This is a genomic window from Rhodococcus sp. Leaf278 (assembly GCF_001426085.1).
Taxonomy (GTDB): Bacteria; Actinomycetota; Actinomycetes; order Mycobacteriales; family Mycobacteriaceae; genus Rhodococcoides.
Genome location: NZ_LMRR01000007.1, coordinates 50,107 through 66,548 on the forward strand (window position 1 = coordinate 50,107; position 16,442 = coordinate 66,548).

Annotated in this window: 17 protein-coding genes and 1 riboswitch; of the genes, 7 read left to right on the forward strand and 10 right to left on the reverse strand. The window is 64.3% G+C overall.

The features are described 5' to 3' along the window. Nucleotides 1–160 precede the first annotated feature (160 nt). Nucleotides 161–254, reverse strand: a riboswitch (SAM riboswitch). Between the two features lie 103 nt (nt 255–357). Further along, entirely contained in the window at nt 358–1,713 is a 1,356-nt protein-coding gene (locus ASG84_RS08665) for an NtaA/DmoA family FMN-dependent monooxygenase (RefSeq protein WP_057476611.1), read from the reverse strand. Between the two features lie 162 nt (nt 1,714–1,875). On the opposite strand from ASG84_RS08665, the gene ASG84_RS08675 reads away from it, so the two are divergent. From ASG84_RS08675 to ASG84_RS08685, 3 genes are all read left to right on the forward strand, one after another. Further along, nucleotides 1,876–2,214, forward strand: a complete 339-nt coding sequence (locus ASG84_RS08675) for a WhiB family transcriptional regulator (protein WP_442970912.1) — start codon at nt 1,876–1,878, stop codon at nt 2,212–2,214. 152 nt (nt 2,215–2,366) lie between these two features. Beyond that, a complete protein-coding gene (locus ASG84_RS08680) occupies nt 2,367–3,125 on the forward strand; it encodes an HAD-IIA family hydrolase (RefSeq protein WP_068053998.1) in 759 nt (252 codons plus the stop codon). Continuing rightward, the gene (locus tag ASG84_RS08685) at nt 3,125–4,198 is read left to right on the forward strand and encodes an isochorismate synthase (protein ID WP_057476613.1); all 1,074 of its coding nucleotides are present in this window, start codon (nt 3,125–3,127) and stop codon (nt 4,196–4,198) included. The genes ASG84_RS08680 and ASG84_RS08685 overlap by 1 nt, the downstream gene beginning before the upstream one ends. 5 nt (nt 4,199–4,203) lie before the next feature. Here the strand turns inward: ASG84_RS08685 and ASG84_RS08690 are convergent, their stop codons facing one another. From ASG84_RS08690 to ASG84_RS08705, 4 genes are all read right to left on the reverse strand, one after another. Beyond that, nucleotides 4,204–5,463, reverse strand: coding sequence for an O-succinylhomoserine sulfhydrylase (locus ASG84_RS08690; protein WP_057476614.1), 1,260 nt, complete (start codon nt 5,461–5,463; stop codon nt 4,204–4,206). After that, on the reverse strand, nt 5,460–5,873 hold the full coding sequence (locus tag ASG84_RS08695; protein ID WP_057476615.1) for a rhodanese-like domain-containing protein: 414 nt from the start codon (nt 5,871–5,873) through the stop codon (nt 5,460–5,462). Before ASG84_RS08695 ends, ASG84_RS08690 begins: the two co-directional genes overlap by 4 nt. Before the next feature lie 75 nt (nt 5,874–5,948). After that, entirely contained in the window at nt 5,949–6,476 is a 528-nt protein-coding gene (locus ASG84_RS08700) for an Rv0361 family membrane protein (RefSeq protein ID WP_057476616.1), read from the reverse strand. Between the two features lie 34 nt (nt 6,477–6,510). Then, nucleotides 6,511–7,371 (reverse strand): TauD/TfdA dioxygenase family protein, encoded by an 861-nt coding sequence (locus ASG84_RS08705; protein WP_057476617.1) that lies wholly within the window; start codon nt 7,369–7,371, stop codon nt 6,511–6,513. Nucleotides 7,372–7,665: 294 nt separating this feature from the next. On the opposite strand from ASG84_RS08705, the gene ASG84_RS08710 reads away from it, so the two are divergent. Then, entirely contained in the window at nt 7,666–9,051 is a 1,386-nt protein-coding gene (locus tag ASG84_RS08710; protein ID WP_057476618.1) for an FAD-dependent oxidoreductase, read from the forward strand. Nucleotides 9,052–9,117: 66 nt separating this feature from the next. Here the strand turns inward: ASG84_RS08710 and ASG84_RS08715 are convergent, their stop codons facing one another. Continuing rightward, nucleotides 9,118–9,987: an SMP-30/gluconolactonase/LRE family protein gene (locus tag ASG84_RS08715; RefSeq protein ID WP_235581595.1), complete on the reverse strand. Its 870-nt coding sequence runs from the start codon at nt 9,985–9,987 to the stop codon at nt 9,118–9,120. A 55-nt stretch (nt 9,988–10,042) separates the two neighbouring features. Between ASG84_RS08715 and ASG84_RS08720 the strand changes: the two genes are divergently transcribed. Next, the gene (locus ASG84_RS08720) at nt 10,043–10,789 is read left to right on the forward strand and encodes an amidohydrolase family protein (RefSeq protein WP_057476620.1); all 747 of its coding nucleotides are present in this window, start codon (nt 10,043–10,045) and stop codon (nt 10,787–10,789) included. Here the strand turns inward: ASG84_RS08720 and ASG84_RS08725 are convergent. Further along, nucleotides 10,786–11,268, reverse strand: coding sequence for a DUF456 domain-containing protein (locus ASG84_RS08725; protein WP_057476621.1), 483 nt, complete (start codon nt 11,266–11,268; stop codon nt 10,786–10,788). The genes ASG84_RS08720 and ASG84_RS08725 overlap by 4 nt on opposite strands. Before the next feature lie 24 nt (nt 11,269–11,292). After that, nucleotides 11,293–12,489 (reverse strand): formate-dependent phosphoribosylglycinamide formyltransferase, encoded by a 1,197-nt coding sequence (gene purT, locus ASG84_RS08730; RefSeq protein WP_057476622.1) that lies wholly within the window; start codon nt 12,487–12,489, stop codon nt 11,293–11,295. A gap of 96 nt (nt 12,490–12,585) precedes the next feature. On the opposite strand from purT, the gene ASG84_RS08735 reads away from it, so the two are divergent. Further along, nucleotides 12,586–13,662 (forward strand): CaiB/BaiF CoA transferase family protein, encoded by a 1,077-nt coding sequence (locus ASG84_RS08735; RefSeq protein WP_057476623.1) that lies wholly within the window; start codon nt 12,586–12,588, stop codon nt 13,660–13,662. Nucleotides 13,663–13,745: 83 nt separating this feature from the next. Here the strand turns inward: ASG84_RS08735 and yczR are convergent, their stop codons facing one another. Further along, nucleotides 13,746–15,227, reverse strand: coding sequence for a MocR-like transcription factor YczR (gene yczR / locus ASG84_RS08740; protein ID WP_057476624.1), 1,482 nt, complete (start codon nt 15,225–15,227; stop codon nt 13,746–13,748). A gap of 91 nt (nt 15,228–15,318) precedes the next feature. Here yczR and ASG84_RS08745 point away from each other — a divergent pair, with 91 nt between their 5' ends. Next, nucleotides 15,319–15,843, forward strand: a complete 525-nt coding sequence (locus tag ASG84_RS08745) for a methylated-DNA--[protein]-cysteine S-methyltransferase (RefSeq protein WP_057476762.1) — start codon at nt 15,319–15,321, stop codon at nt 15,841–15,843. A gap of 69 nt (nt 15,844–15,912) precedes the next feature. On the opposite strand, the gene ASG84_RS08750 is transcribed toward ASG84_RS08745, so the two are convergent. Further along, nucleotides 15,913–16,353 (reverse strand): LGFP repeat-containing protein, encoded by a 441-nt coding sequence (locus ASG84_RS08750; RefSeq protein WP_057476625.1) that lies wholly within the window; start codon nt 16,351–16,353, stop codon nt 15,913–15,915. Nucleotides 16,354–16,442: the final 89 nt, after the last annotated feature.

The window sequence follows — 16,442 nt, forward strand, 5'->3', positions numbered from 1 at the left end:
CACCTGGGTTCGAGGCCGCAGGTCGAGCTTGTAGTTGAGTCACCGGAACCGCCGGGTCGGATGGGCAGCGATCATCGCCGTGTTGCCTTTCGGAGAATTCGAGCTGTGGGTACGCGAATCGGTCAAGCGTGCGTACAGGTACAGATGTTCATCAGGCGTGCCTCCATCGGTCCTGGCGGTAGCACCCACGCGCCCTAGGGCGGGGTTGCTGCGACGTCATCGAGCCAAGGTCTCTCGGTCGCTCTGGATGGTGACAGGAATGTATAGAACTTCAGATTGAAAAGTCAAGTGCGAGTGTTACTTCGGGTTGAAATCACGATGATCTCAACCCTTGTCACTTGTCTGACCTGCCTGGTGTCAGCTGAAGGCACCCCGGTATCGGGCCGCCGGATGCGACCCGGGCAACCTGTCCCGTCCCGTGAGCTTGTTTCGAACAGTCCCCTGCCCGTACTCGCGTTGCGCCAGCCCGCGCTGCTGGAGAACCGGCGTCAGATGCTCGATGACTTCCACGTAGCTGCCCGGAATTGTCGAGTTGATGACGTTGATCCCGTCGACCCCGGCATCACGCCACTGCTCGAGCCGATCGGCGATGGACTCGGGCGTTCCCACCACCCGGCCGCTGCGACTTCGCATCCGGGCGAGATCTCGGACGGTGGGTTCGCGGTCGGGAATCGCCTCCCGGAGCCACTGCAACGTACTCAGCGAACCTTGTGCCTCGACCTCTCCGATCGGCGTATCGAGATCGTAGAAGCCGAGGTCCACGCCGATGCCGCCTGCAGCATGCGCGATGATCGTGGACTCGTCGACGTACTCGTCCAACTCGGCGGCTTTACGTGCCGCTTCGGCCTCGGTGCTCCCGATGACGAACGACAGACCCTGGAAGAATTCGAGGTCTCCCGCGGATCTACCGGCCTCGACGACCAGACGGCGCGTGTCGGAGATGAGCGAGCGAGCGGCCTCGGGTGTCGGAGAAGCAATGAATTGAGCCTCGGCGTTACGCGCGGCGAAGCGTCGGCCCGTCGGAGATGATCCGGCCTGGAACAGCAGCGGCGTCCGCTGCGGAGACGGTGCCACGAGATGCGGGCCCTCGACGCTGTAGCGCGCGCCGACGTGATCGATCTTGTGCACCTTCGAGAAATCACCGTGCCGACCGGATGCTTTGTCCTGCAACAGAGCTCCGTCGTCCCACGACCCTTCCCACAGCTTGTACACCACATCGACGTACTCGTCCGCCCAGGCGTATCGATCCTCGTGGAGAGCCATGTCTCCGAAGCCGAAGTTTCGCCAAGCGTTGGGCGACAGGCTCGTCACGATGTTCCAGGCGATGCGGCCGTCCGTTGCGTGATCGAGCGTGGACATCTTCCGCGCAAAGTTGAACGGATGCTCCTGCAGAATCGACGACGTCAACGCGATCCCGAGATGCTCTGTTGCATAACCGATTGCCGACGCGATCACGGTGGGATCGTTGCTGGGGATCTGCAATCCGGATTCGACGAACTTCTCCCACGACCCCTGATAGTCGTCGTACAGTCCCACGACATCGGCAAAGAATATGAAATCGAACTTGCCCCGCTCGAGTTCTTTCGCCAACGACACCCAATGCTCCAACGAGGAGAAATTGGTCTGCTCCGCCTCCGGCCTACGCCACGCACCGTGCACGATGTGGGACGTGGTGTTCATGACGAATGCGGAAAACCTGAGCGGCCGAGTCATACCGCCACCTTGCCACGAACACAGCGCACCGAGCAGAGCCCTCGAATCAGCGTGATTTGAACCATTGCCTCTCGCCACGGACGCGGCGAGCCTTCTCGGTAGCGAATCGTTCTGTGCGGGCTGGGTCTCGCGCAGCGTCGACGAAAGGAATGGGTCGCCACGATGCCGAACAACTCTGCTACGTCGAAGAACGCCGCGATTGCCATGATCGAACGCAGTATTTCTTCCACCGCCGAATCCTGGGACTGGCAGATCGATGCACTGTGCCGAGGTCAGGACTCGGAGATCTTCTTCTCCCCGTCGGGTGAGGGGCGAACGGCACGTCGCCAACGCGAGGATCGAGCCAAGCAGGTGTGCGCCGGCTGCGGAGTGCGCGACGCGTGCAGGCGGTTCGCCTTGGCAGCCAACGAACCTTTCGGAGTGTGGGGTGGCACCACCGCCCGCGAACGCCAGTTGCACAGAGCCACCTCTCGACGTGCCGAAGAACGGCAGGCGAGTTGATAGCAGGAGTGGAGCCGGCGGAACGACCCGAGTAGCAGGAGGGAAGCCGGCGGCGCGACGCAATAGTTCTGCAGTCGAGCCTGAGCGCGACCGGCGTAGTTCACAATGGACGGGTGAGCGAAACCGAGAAGCCCCAGCAGTGGACGTACCTGATGGACATGGACGGTGTCCTCGTGCACGAGGATCACTTGATCCCCGGTGCCGATACGTTCCTCGCCGAGCTGCAGGCCAACGAGATTCCGTTCATCGTGCTGACCAACAATTCCATCCGTACCCCCCGTGACCTGCGCGCCCGTCTCGCATTCACCGGGTTGGACATTCCGGAGAAGTCGATCTGGACCTCGGCCCTGGCCACCGCCACGTTCCTGGGCAATCAGCGGCCCGGTGGCAGTGCATACGTCGTCGGTGAGTCCGGCCTGACGACGGCCCTGCATGACATCGGCTACACCCTCACCGATTCGAGCCCCGATTACGTGGTGCTCGGCGAGACCCGCACCTACTCGTTCGAGGCCATCACCACCGCCATTCGTCTCGTCGAGAAGGGTTCGCGCTTCATCGCCACCAACCCCGACGCCACCGGGCCATCTCGTGAAGGCTCGCTGCCGGCGACCGGTTCGGTGGCCGCGCTCATCACCAAGGCCACCGGCAAAGAGCCGTACTACGTGGGCAAGCCCAACGCGTTGATGATGCGTTCGGCACTGCGCGCGATCGGCGGTCACTCCGAGAACACGCTGATGATCGGCGACCGGATGGACACCGACGTGCTCTCCGGTCTCGAAGCCGGGCTGCAGACCATCCTGGTTCTCACCGGAATCTCGACGGTCCAATCCGTCGAGCAGTATCCGTACCGCCCCACCAAGGTTCTCGATTCCGTCGCAGACCTGGTGGGCCGCACACAGAACCCGTTCTGATGACCCTCGAATTCGTCCTGTCTCGGCAGGATCACCACGTCGTCGGACTGGGCGTTCGACACGCATTTACCGACGTCGCCGACGCGGTGACCGCGGTGCGGGAAGGCCGAAATGTCGTCGGGGCGTTGCCTTTCGATATGTCCGACGCCACGGCACTGATCGAACCGGAGGAGTTCTACCGACTCGACGGGCCCTGGATGACAACGGACCCACTGCCGCCGCTGCCGGCCGTGACCGTTACACGTCAGATTCCCGATCCTGACGTCCACGTGCAGCGGGTGCGCGATGTCGTCGAGCAATTGAAAGCCGGTGTCGCCGAGAAGATCGTGCTCGCACGGGCCATCGAACTGACCGCGGATTCGCCGATCGATCCCGCCTCGATGTTGAGCGCGCTGGTCTCCCGCGATCCGATGGGCAACGGTTTTCTGGCAGACCTTTCTCCGATCGGTGCCTCGGGCGGGCACATCATCGGTTCGAGCCCGGAACTGTTGGTTCGCAAACGCGGCAACGTCGTCACCTGCCATCCGTTCGCCGGAACGGCTGCGCGATCCACCGATCCGGCCGAAGAAGCACGCATCTCCGCGGCGTTGGCGGCCAGCGCCAAGGATCAGGCCGAGCACCGATTTGTCGTCGATGAGATCCGTGCTGCGTTGCAGCCGTACTGCGACACGCTCGACGTGCCGGAATCACCCCAGCTGAGCAGCACTCCACAGTTGTGGCACCTGTCCACACCCATTGTCGGCACCTTGGCCGATCCCGCGACCTCGGCGCTCGACCTCGCGCTGGCACTGCATCCCACCGCTGCCGTCGCCGGCGTTCCCCGAGCGGCGGCCATGGCTGCGATCGCCGACGTCGAAGGCTCCCGCGGCTTCTACGCCGGAGCCGTCGGCTGGACCGACGGCAGCGGCGACGGCGAGTGGATGGTCACGATCCGCTGCATCGAACTCGCTGCGGACGGACTTTCCGGAACGGCTACGGCAGGCGGCGGCATCGTCGCAGATTCCGACCCGGCCGCCGAATTGGACGAAACGACGGCGAAGTTCCGTACGGCGCTCAGCGTCTTCGAACGCTGAACCAGCTACTTCAGCGCCTGGTCCAGGTCTCCGATCAGATCCTCGGTGTCCTCGAGACCGATCGAGATACGTACGACTCCGTCGGTGATGCCTACTGCGGCACGACCTTCCGGCCCCATTGCGCGGTGCGTGGTGGTGGCCGGGTGAGTGATGAGCGACTTCGAATCGCCGAGGTTGTTGGAGATGTCGACGATGCGCAACGCGTCGAGCACCTCGAAGGCACGCTTCTTGCCTTCACCCTCGGGGGCTTCGAGCTCGAAGGTCACGACGGTACCGCCGCCCGACATCTGCGATTTCGCCAGTTCGTACTGCGGATGTGATTGCAGGAACGGGTATTTCACCCATCGCACCGCAGGGTGGGCTTCGAGGAACTCGGCGATCTGCAGAGCCGAGTTCACCGAATGTCGAACCCGCACCGGCATCGTCTCGAGTCCCTTCAGCAGCGTCCAGGCGTTGAACGGGCTCAATGCCGGACCGGTGTGCCGCATCAGAGTCTGCACCGGACCGTCGATGTATTCCTTCGATCCGAGGATCGCACCGCCGAGCACGCGTCCCTGGCCGTCGATGTGCTTGGTGCCCGAGTACACGACCACGTCGGCACCGAGTTCGAGGCTGCGCTGCAGCAGTGGCGTCGCGAACACGTTGTCCAACACCACCGTTGCTCCGGCAGCATGCGCCAGCTCGGAGACGCGCCGGACATCGACCAACGACTGCATCGGGTTGGACGGAGTCTCGAAGAACACCGCCGTGGTCGGCACCGACAACGCCTGCTCCCACTGCTCGAGATCTTCGCCGTCGACGAAGACGGTCTCGACACCCCAGCGCGGCAGAATCTCGTTGCACACCACGAAGCAGGACCCGAAAAGGCTACGCGCAGCGACCAATCGGTCGCCGGCCTTCAACAGTGCGCCAAGCGCGGTGAACACCGCGGACATGCCGCTCGAGGTACCGAAGCACGCCTCGGCCCCCTCGATCAACCGCAGCCGCTCCTCGAACATCTTGACCGTGGGGTTGCCGTAGCGCGAGTAAACGAAGTGATCGATGTCGCCGGTGAACGCCTGCTCCGCGGCACCGGCGCTCTCGTACACGAAACCCGAAGAGAGATAGAGAGCTTCGGCGTTCTCGTCGAAGCCGGACCGCATCAGACCGCCGCGAACCCCGAGGGTTGCCTGACCCACACCCTCGGGCAACGGCTTGCTGAATCCGCCGCCTTTAGGAACTCCCTTGTCGCTACGCTCCTGCCCGCCGGTCGGATTCCCGCTCACGACTGCCGCCAGGGCAACCCGACCGCACGCCAACCCGTGGCTCCGCGGTGGCCTTCGGAGTCGGTGGCACCTTCGAAGCCGTCGAGCACGTTGTAGGACGGACCGATGCCCGCTGCCGTCGCGGCTTCGGCGGCACCGATCGATCGCTGACCGGAGCGGCACAGGAAGACCACGGGCCGATCACCGTCCACGCCTGCGGCTTTGAGGTCGTCGACGAAATCGGTGTTGCGCGCACCGTCGGGGTAGCTGACCCACTCGATGAGGTGCGTCGGACGGTCGATGCCGGAGGTGTCCGGAACACCGACGTACTGCCACTCGGCGCGCGTCCGAACGTCCACGAGCACGGCCTCGGGGTTGCTCTGCAACAACTCCCAGGCAGCTTCCGGGGTTATGTCACCTGCGTAGGTCACTGGATCAGCCTTCCGTCACTTGCCGTTACATCACACATACCGAGATCGGACATACCTGGATCAGACATTCCTGGGTCAGACATTGCACACCAGCCACTTGTCGTCGACGCGGACGAACTTCCACTCGTCGTCGGTCTGCACGCCGGATTTCTCTTCCTTCAGCGGCACGGTCACCACGCCGCGGTCGCCGTTGACCTCGTATCCCGTGGGCACTCCGTCGATGGATGTCTCGCCGTTGCGCTCCACTTCACCGGCCCGGTCGGTGCGGTACTGCGCATCGTCGCCGGGGATGAGCACGGCGACCTGATCGAAGCAGGTGTTTTCGCGCAAGAGATCGGCGTCGCCGGAGTTCTGTGCTTCGAGGAATCCGTCGACGGCGTCGGTCAGCAGCTGCGCCTGGGTCACGTTGTCCTCCGCGGGGGCGAACTTCGACGCCGCGAAGATGCCGACGAGCAGAACGACGACGATGCCCGCGGCGATGATGAACGGCCACGCGTTGGGCGGACGCTGCTCACCGGAGTCGGCGGCCGCTTGGGACGCGTTGTTGCGCGCTTCCTCACGACTGTCGACCCACTGCTGCCTACGTTCACTCCACGACGCCATGTAGGCAATCTTCCTCGATCCGACGTGCCCGGAACTAACGGGGTCCGACGGGAATGTCGCCGCGCAACGTGATGCGGTGCATCTTGCGGTGCTCGGTGCCGTAATCGCGATTGGCGTAGTGCGAGGTACTGCGGTTGTCCCACAGCACCAGATCGCCCAGACGCCAGCGGTGTCGCACGACGTGTTCGGGTTTGGTCAGGTGCGCGTAGAGCAGGTCGAGGATTCCGCGACTCTCCGCCTCCGACACCCCCACGATGTGGGAGGTGAAACCGGGATTGACGAACAGCCCCTTGCGGCCGGTTTCCGGATGCACCCGCACGACGGGATGTTCGACAGGGACCAGTGCGGTGACTTCCTTGCCGTCCCACACATTGCCCTTGCCGCCGCGCTTCTGCGCGAGGTAATAGCCGAACTCGCGGTTGCCGTCGTGAATTGCAGTGAGTCCGTCGATCATTCGGCGAACGGGCTCGGACAGCGACTCGTAGGCGAGTTGACTGTCGGCCCAGTTGGTGTCGCCGCCGTGTGGTGGCAGGACGACGGGCCGCAGGATCGAACCCATCGGCGGACGCTCCATGAACGTCACGTCGGTGTGCCAGACGTCGGCGAACCCGTTGTCCTGACTGTCGAGCGCGTAGACCTCGGGGGCGACGTGGCCACTGTCGTGTACCGGGTGCCCGGCGGTGAGGTCTCCGAGACGACGGCCGAATTCGACGTGTGCCGCGTCGTCGAGCGTTTGCCCGCGCAGCACCAGAACCTTGTGTTCGACGAGGGCTCGGCGGACGGCGTGGATCTGCGCATCGGACGCCGAGGCGACATCGAGGCCGATGACCTCGGCACCGAAGGACGGGCCGAGCTTGTCGAGAGTGAGGGTGACGGTCTGTTCCAGGGTGGTCATGTGTCCTCGAATCTGTGCACGGCGAAAGGGCTGATTCAGGCAGCGCTGCCGTCGAAAGAGGGTCCCGTCCTGTTCAGGGAGGGGAAGGGCGTCGGGTCAGTTCACCGACAACACATGTTGGTGCAGGTACGACAGAAGTCGACGGTGAACCGTCGGACCAGGAATGTCGTCTGCACAGAGCAATTCCTACCCGAAACCGGGGAATACGGCAAGTTGCCCACTGCCCCAGCTCAGGTAGTCCTTAATTTATGCTGGGGTGTCCGCACTTCCCTCGAAGAAGGTAGCTCGCTGCACATGACTGATCAGACTCGTCCACTCCGCGTCGCCATCGTCGGTGCCGGACCGGCCGGCATCTATGCCGCCGACGCGCTCATGAAGTCCGACCACAATGTCAGCGGACCGGGCGTGAGCATCGACCTCTTCGAGCGGATGCCGGCTCCGTTCGGGCTCATTCGCTACGGCGTTGCCCCCGACCACCCGCGCATCAAGGGGATCATCACCGCCCTGCACAAGGTGCTCGACAAGCCCCAGGTACGCCTGCTCGGCAACATCGACTACGGCAACGACATCAACCTCGACGACCTGCGCCGCTTCTACGACGCCGTCATCTTCTCCACCGGAGCCAACGCCGACCGTGCACTGAACATCCCCGGCATCGAACTCGACGGCAGCTACGGTGCCGCCGACTTCGTCTCCTGGTACGACGGCCACCCCGACGTGCCGCGCACCTGGCCCCTCGAGGCCGAGAAGGTCGCCGTGCTCGGTGTCGGCAACGTCGCCCTCGACGTCGCACGCGTCCTCGCCAAGACCGGCGACGAACTGCTCCCCACCGAAATCCCCGCCAACGTCTACGAAGGCCTCAAGGCCAACAAGGCCCTCGAAGTACACGTCTTCGGTCGCCGCGGACCGGCCCAGGCCAAGTTCACCCCGCTCGAACTGCGTGAGCTCGACCACTCGCCGAACATCGAGGTCATCGTCGCCCCCGAGGACATCGACTACGACGAAGGCTCCGAGCAGGCCCGCCGCAACTCCAAGCAGGTCGACATGGTCGCCAACACCCTCCAGGACTGGGCCATCCGCGACGTCGGCAACCGCCCGCACAAGCTGTTCCTGCACTTCTTCGAGTCGCCCAGCGAGATTCTCGGTGAGGACGGCAAGGTCGTCGGTCTGCGCACCGAACGCACCGAGCTCGACGGCACCGGCAACGTCCGCGGCACCGGCAAGTACAACGACTGGGACGTTCAGGCCGTCTACCGCGCCGTCGGCTACCTCAGCCAGAACATCAGCGCGCTCCCGTTCGACGAGCAGGCAGGCACCATCCCCAACGAAGCCGGACGAGTGGTCGAATCACCGCACTCCACCACGCCCGTGCCCGCCACGTACGTCACCGGCTGGATCAAGCGCGGACCCGTCGGCCTCATCGGCCACACCAAGGGCGACGCCAACGAAACGGTCGCGAACCTGCTCGAGGATGCGCCGAACTTCACCGGTGCCGCCGAGCCCGATCTCGATGCCGTCACCTCGTTCCTCGAAGGCAAGCAGGTTCCCTTCACCACCTGGGACGGCTGGTACCGCCTCGACGCCCACGAACGGTCCCTCGGCGAAGAAGAAGGCCGCGAGCGCGTCAAGGTCGTCGAGCGTGAGGACATGCTGAAGGCCTCCGAGCCCGACAAGGCCTGAGTGCCTGCGGCAGTGGTGTGGTTGAGTGCCCTCTGCGGCACATAGCCACACCACTGCCTTCGGCACCTACACCCGAACCGCCAATAGCTTTCCCTCGGTTTCGATCTTGCGTTGATGCTCGTTGAAATCCGGTGCAGCGCAGACGAACAGTGTGCGCCCGTCGGATCCGCCGAGTCCGCAGGCGAAGACGCCGAGATCGAAATCGAGCTGGTCGAGCACCTCTCCGCCCTGCGCAACGTGCAGCACCCGCTGACCCAGCGCATCGGCGATCCACATCGTGCCGTCGGTGTCGATGCAACAGCCGTCGGCGGCCACTTTCACCTCACCCAAAGCCGTTGCCATGTCCGTCGACGACGGCAGCTCACCGAATGTCGCCCAGTCACGCCGCTCCCCCAATGAACCGTCCTCACCGATCGCGAACGCACTGACCCGGTTCCCGACCGTCTCGTCGACCAGCAGTTCGCCGGAATTCGTGAACGCCATCCCGTTGGGGAAGTACAGATCCGACGCCACGACGTGCGCCGAACCGTCCGGGTCGACGCGAATCAGATCGGCCGTCTCGACGGGCGCGAAGTTCATCAGGTCGAACCCGAAATTGCCGATGTAGGCGCGGCCCTGCGCGTCCACGAGCATGTCGTTGAGGTTCGCTGTCACGTACGTCGACAGGTCGGCATGGACGGTCAACGAACCGTCGTTCTCCCGCAGCAGCAGTTTGTAGTCGCGCATCGAGACGATCAGCAACCGCCCGTCGGGCAGCCAACCGAGCCCCGACGGCTGGTTCGGCACCTCGGCTTCGACGCGCACATCGGAACCGTCCTCGAGGGCGGATACGACGCGATGGCTGTAGAAGTCCGATACCCAGATCCTCCCTTCGTGCCAGCGTGGACATTCGAAATAGGTGTAGCCGTCGAGAACGACAGTGGTCTCCGGTTTCATGTTTCGCATTCAAACACCGCGACAGGGGGCCGCGACGTCGAATCCGCGAGCTGGCATGCTGGGACCCGTGTTCGACGCCCACCTACACATCATCGACCCCCGGTTTCCGCTGATCGAGAACCACGGATTCTTGCCCGATCCCTACACCGTCTCCAATTATCTGTACGACGTGGACGGGCTCGGCATCACCGGCGGTGCGGTGGTGTCGGGATCGTTCCAGGGCACCGACCAGAGCTACCTGCTGGCTGCGTTGGAGACCCTCGGGCGCGGCTGGGTGGGCGTGACTCAGATCGATCCGGACTGCTCCGACGAGGACATCGTCGCGCTCGACGAGGCGGGGGTGCGCGGTATGCGGTTCAACCTCAAGCGCGGTGAGACGGACGTCGAGATGCTCACCACCCAAGCGCGTCGCGTGCACGAGCTCGTCGGGTGGCATGCCGAGCTGTACGTCGATGCGTCCCTACTGCTCTCGCTCGAACCCATTCTCGTGAAACTGCCTGCGGTCAGCATCGATCATCTGGGCCTGTCCGCACAGGGTCTGCCCTACCTGCTGAACCTCGTCGACCGCGGAGTACGCGTCAAGGCAACGGGATTCGGCCGCGTGGATCTCGACATCGCCGACACACTGCAGCAGATCCACCGCGTCAACCCCGCGGCGTTGATGTTCGGAACCGATCTACCGGGTACCCGAGCCCCACGCCCGTTCTCGGAGACCGACCTCGACATCATCACCCACGCCGTCGGCGGCGACCTACCCGCCGTGCTCGACGGTAATGCCCGGGCCTGGTATCGCGTGAGCTAGACCAGTAACGCCCCGCCGAGCCACACTGCGGAGGCGAGCAACGCGCCGAACAGCTCCACCAGAATCGACAATCCCGCAGCCTTGGTGGCATGCACGGTCGAGCGCCAGGCCTCGGAATGGTTACGGTGCCTGGGCACTTCGGCCACGTAGACGCCCGCGATGAAGCCGATGAAGAGCCCGACGACGGGGATGACGAAGAATCCGACGATGCCGAGCAGGCCGCCGACCATCAGCGATCGCATCGGCACGCCTGCCTCCCGCATCCGACGACCCGGCCAGGTGTATTTCACGACCCCGCTCAGAACCAGCAGCACCGTCGCTATCGCGAACACCGTCCACGCGGCCGCTCCGCCGGTGATCCACGCCCACACCGCGACCGCCGCGAAGATCAAGATGGTGCCGGGCAGAATCGGGACGACGATACCGACGAGGCCGACCAGAATCGCCAGGCCGACCAGAACTTCTCCGAGCGCGCTCATGAGCTCAGTGTGCCCTGTGCCGGATCAGACGACAGGACGAACCTTGCCTGCTGCCTCGCGGGCCCGGCTCCGCGCAGTCTCGATGTCCGACGCCGTCGACACCGCAACACCCATCCGGCGCCGGACGAAGCTCGTCGGCTTGCCGAACAGCCGCAGGTCGGTCTCGGGAACCGCCAATGCATCGGCGACGCCTTCGAAGGAAATGCCGTCCGCATCGACACCGCCGTAGATCACCGCCGACGCACCCGGCGAGAGCAGCGTCGTGTCGATCGGCAAACCGAGTACGGCGCGGGCATGCAGCTCGAACTCCGAAAACCGTTGTGTGCGTAGCGTTACCAGGCCGGTGTCGTGCGGCCTGGGGCTGACCTCGGAGAAGTACACGGTGTCGCCCTGCACGAACAGCTCGACCCCGAACAACCCGCGCCCACCCAGTGCCGTCGTGATCCGCTCGGCGACGTCGCGCGCCCCGGCGAGGGCCGCGTCGGACATCGGTTGCGGCTGCCAGGACTCGATGTAGTCGCCTGATTCCTGCAGGTGGCCGATAGGCTCGCAGAAGAAGGTCCCGTCGACGGCGCGTACAGTGAGAAGTGTTATCTCGTAATCGAAGTCGACGAATCCCTCGACGATCACGCGGCCGAGGTCGACGCGGCCACCCTTCAGTGCGTACTCCCAGGCGGCCTCGACATCGGCGTCGCTGCGAACGACGGACTGCCCCTTGCCGGACGACGACATGACCGGCTTGATGACGGCCGGAAAACCTATGGTGGACAACGCCTGTCGAACGTCGTCCAACGAATCGGCAAAAGCGTAGGGCGAGGTCGGCAGCCCGAGTTCCTCGGCGGCCAATCGCCTGATGCCCTCGCGGTTCATCGTCAACTGCGTCGCGCGAGCCGTGGGGATCACCACGCTCCGGCCGCGGGCTTCGACCTCGGCGAGGGCGTCGGTGGCAATGGCCTCGATCTCCGGGACCACGAAGTCGGGCTGCTGCGAATCGATCAGCGCCAGAAGCTCTTCCGGGTCGCTCATGTCGATGGTGAACGCATGATGGGCGACCTGATGGCCGGGAGCGTTGTCGTAGCGATCGACGGCGATCACCTCGACGCCGAGACGCTGGAAGGCGATGATCACCTCTTTGCCCAGCTCACCTGAGCCGAGCAGCATCACCCGGGTGGCCCCGGGAGTGAGCGGAGTACCGATGCGGACGGGATCTGGGGCAGTCACAGCCCTATTATCCACACCCCAATCGGTTGGACGACCTAGTACAAGTTAGTCTCCATTCACATTCGCAGCTGACGAGTCGGAACGAGGCAATTAACCGTGTCGAACACTGGTGGACCGCTCACAGGGCTCCGCGTCGTCGAACTCGCAGGTATCGGCCCCGGCCCACACGCCGCGCTACTGCTGGCCGACCTCGGCGCAGACGTCGTTCGCGTGCAACGCGCTGGCCAGGTCTCTCCGCACGACCACCAGCTGCGCAGCCGCACCATCGTCGAGGCGAACCTCAAGGACCCCGCCGACATCGAGAAGGTTCTCGGCCTCGTCGAGCGTGCCGACGTGCTGATCGAGGGGTTCCGGCCCGGCGTCACCGAGCGACTCGGACTCGGCCCCGACGACGCCCTCGCTCGCAACCCGCGCCTGGTCTACGGTCGCATGACCGGCTGGGGCCAGGAAGGCCCCTGGTCGCACACCGCCGGCCACGACATCAACTACATCTCCGTCACCGGAGTGCTCAACGCGATCGGCCGTGCGGGTGAGCGTCCGGTGCCGCCGCTGAACATGGTCGGCGACTTCGGCGGTGGATCGATGTTCCTCGTCTTCGGCATCATGGCCGCGCTGTACGAGCGACAGAATTCCGGTCAGGGCCAGGTGGTCGACGCAGCCATGGTCGACGGCACCGCTGCTCTGTCACACATGATCTGGGGCTGGCGTGGCGTCGGAGCCTGGAGCGACGACCGCGGCACCAACCTTCTCGATACGGGCGCACCGTTCTACGACACCTACGAGACCTCCGACGGCCGGTACATGGCAGTCGGCTCCCTCGAGCCACAGTTCTACACTCAGCTGCTCACCGGACTCGGCCTCGCCGAAGCCGACCTGCCGTCGCAGATGGACAAGTCGCGCTGGCCGGAGTTGCGCGAGAAGTTCACGCAGACATTCCTGACCAAGACCCGCGACGAATGGGCCGCGATCTTCGACGGCACCGACGCCTGCGTGTCGCCGGTCCTCACATTCGCCGAGGCACCGAGCCACCCACACCTGAAGGATCGCGACTCGCTCATCGACATCGACGGCGTCACGCAACACCGTCCGGCACCGCGGTTCTCCCGCACCGAGAACGGTGTCCCGACGCCGCCGCCGTCCACTGCCACCGACATCGGGTCGGTCTGGGTTTGATGGTCCCGCCGAACTCGAAGTTGTGGACAGTTTTCAGCTGATTTCCGTCCATAACTTCGAGTTCGCCGTCAGAACAGGGCAGCTCAGAACACCAGGGCCGGCTGCTCCGCTTCGGCACTCGGGGCCAAGGCTCGATACGCTGCGGCCGTCGCCGCAACCGCGGCCCGAAGTTCTTGTGGCTCACGGGTATACGGCAGCCTGAGATAGCGCTCGAACGCACCCTCGACGCCGAATCGTGGTCCCGCCGCCAGCACCGCGCCGAATGCGGGGGCCGTCGCGGCCAACGCACTCGATACCGGCGCGGGAAGCTGCAACCACAACGACATCCCACCCTCGGAACGGCGATAACGCCAGTCCGGAACATGTTCGGCCAGAGCATCTTCGAGAATGTCTCGACGCTCACGCAGCTGGGACCGTCGCAGCTCGAGCGCCGGTTCCGCATCCTGCAGCAGGAACGACGACGCCAGCTGATCCATGATCGAAGTTCCGAGGTCGTGTGCTGCCCGCGATCCTGCGAGCTGCGAGACGAGCGAGGGATGCGCCCTGATCCATCCGATGCGCAGGCCACCCCAGAACGACTTGGACGCCGAACCGATCGTGACGATATCCGAACCGGAGACCCGCCCGAACGACGCGACCGGGGGTGGCGGCGGCGCGTCGAGCCACAGGTCCACCATGGTCTCGTCGACGATCAGCGTCATCCGCGTGTCGCGGGTGATGCGCGCGAGTTCGGCCCTCCCCTCGGCACCCAGCACCTGACCGGTCGGGTTGTGGAAGTCCGGAATCAGGTATGCCACCTTGGCTGCCGTTTGTCTTGCAGCGCTGCGAATTCCTTCGAGATCCCAATCGCCGTCCGCGGGGCGCACCGGCACCGGCACGGGGCGAGCCCCCACCCGCCTGATGGCTTCCAAGGCATTCGGGTACGTCGGGTGATCGATCAGCACGCGGTCGCCGGGCGAGGTCAGGGTGCCCAGCAGAAGCCGAACCGCTTGCTGCGCACCGGACGTGACCATGATCTGATCCGCAGTGGTCGGTAGGCCACGTTCGACGTAGCGCTGTGCGATTGCCTCGCGCAACACCGCCAGACCGATGGGCTCCATACCGTGCGTCGGAAGATACGCCGGAAGTGCTTGCAGCGCAGACTCGTAGGCGGCCGTCATGGTTCCGTCCGCGGCCGACATCGCCGCATGGGACATGTCCACCACCGGACCCGACGGCGACGTCGACTGAATCAGCAGCCCGTTCGGGGTGGGAGCAGCGGGCAGCGCGACCGTGCTGCGTGAGCCCTGCTTGCTGATCAGATAGCCCTCGTCGCGCAGCACCGAGTAGGAGGACGTGATCGTAGTGCGGCTCAGATCGAGCGCCGCCGATAGATCACGCTCGCTGGGCAGACCGACACCGAGCGGAATACGGCCGTCGTGAATGAGCAGACGAACGCCGTCCGCCAACGCGCGATACGTCGGACGCGAGGCCTTGCGCTTACCGGATCCATCCGCGGACGCGTCGCCGCGCCAGCTGCCGAGATCGCGGGCCAGTGACGTTGCATTGAGGACTCTGGAGGCCATGGTGTCCAGTATCCGCGTACTGGCCTCCAACATTCAAGTCCATTCCGGGTTCAACTGGACTGCTCATCTGGCGCAGGTGGATACTGGGCCCATGCCGAGCTACACGCTCTTCGACACCGCCATCGGCCGCTGCGGTATCGCCTGGACCGAAGACGGAGTGGTCGCCGTTGCGCTGCCCGAACCGTCGGACGAGGCGATGATCGACTACTTGTCCGTCTTCTCTGCGACAGAACGGCCGGTCGATGCACTCGCGGCCGATGCGATCGATCGAATTGTCGGACTACTGAACGGACAAGCCGTCGACATGACGTCGATTCCGTTGATTCTCGACGTCTCCGAGTTCGACGCCTCGGTGTACACCGTGTGCAGCGAGATTGTCCGAGGCTCGACGCTCACCTACGGCGACATCGCCCGCCGACTCGGCCAGCCCGGGGCAGCGCAAGCGGTGGGTGGAGCACTCGGTCGAAATCCGGTGCCGATCATCGTTCCGTGCCATCGAGTACTCGGCGCGGGCACCGAAGTCGGCGGTTTCTCGGCACCGGGCGGAGCGAATACAAAACAAATAATTTTGGGTATCGAAGGAGTTCCCGGATTCGATGAGCCCACATTGTTCTAAATTGCCGCTATTTCAATTCGAAACCTCGCGACCGGATAAGTGGATCGAAACGGGGAACAGGAATTGTTTTCAGGCTGATATTTCAAGCGAAGAGATAGAGCCGTCGACTGCCGAAACCATTACAGCGTCCGGTCCAGGGCTGACGTCCGATTCATCCGATCGGCCGCCGATGGTGAACGCACCCACTTCCGGCAACCAACCGATGGCTCCACGCTGAAAGAGGTTGTACCTGCCGGAACCGGTGGGTGTCGGACGCTCGTTGCTGATCGGATAGCCAAGTGCGCCATAGGGTCCCCCGTGCCCCAGGTACCAGTCCAGGATGGGCCCGTGCACCTCGTGCGCGCCGCCTTCGGGTAGCGCGAACACGGTCGCATGCGTGAATTCGAGCATCCCCCCACCCTCGGGACCGAGCATGAATTCACCGGCCTGCGCGCCGATCCACGGGTGCTCGTAAGCGAAGCGATCGAATTGGTAGCTGAAAACTTCCAATCCATTGAATTTCTCAGTCATCGCCCGACCTTCCGTCGCTTTATCTGACGGTAATTATCCACGCCGTCGAGCAGATGCGCAGTTCGATTCGGAGATATATGTATGAATCG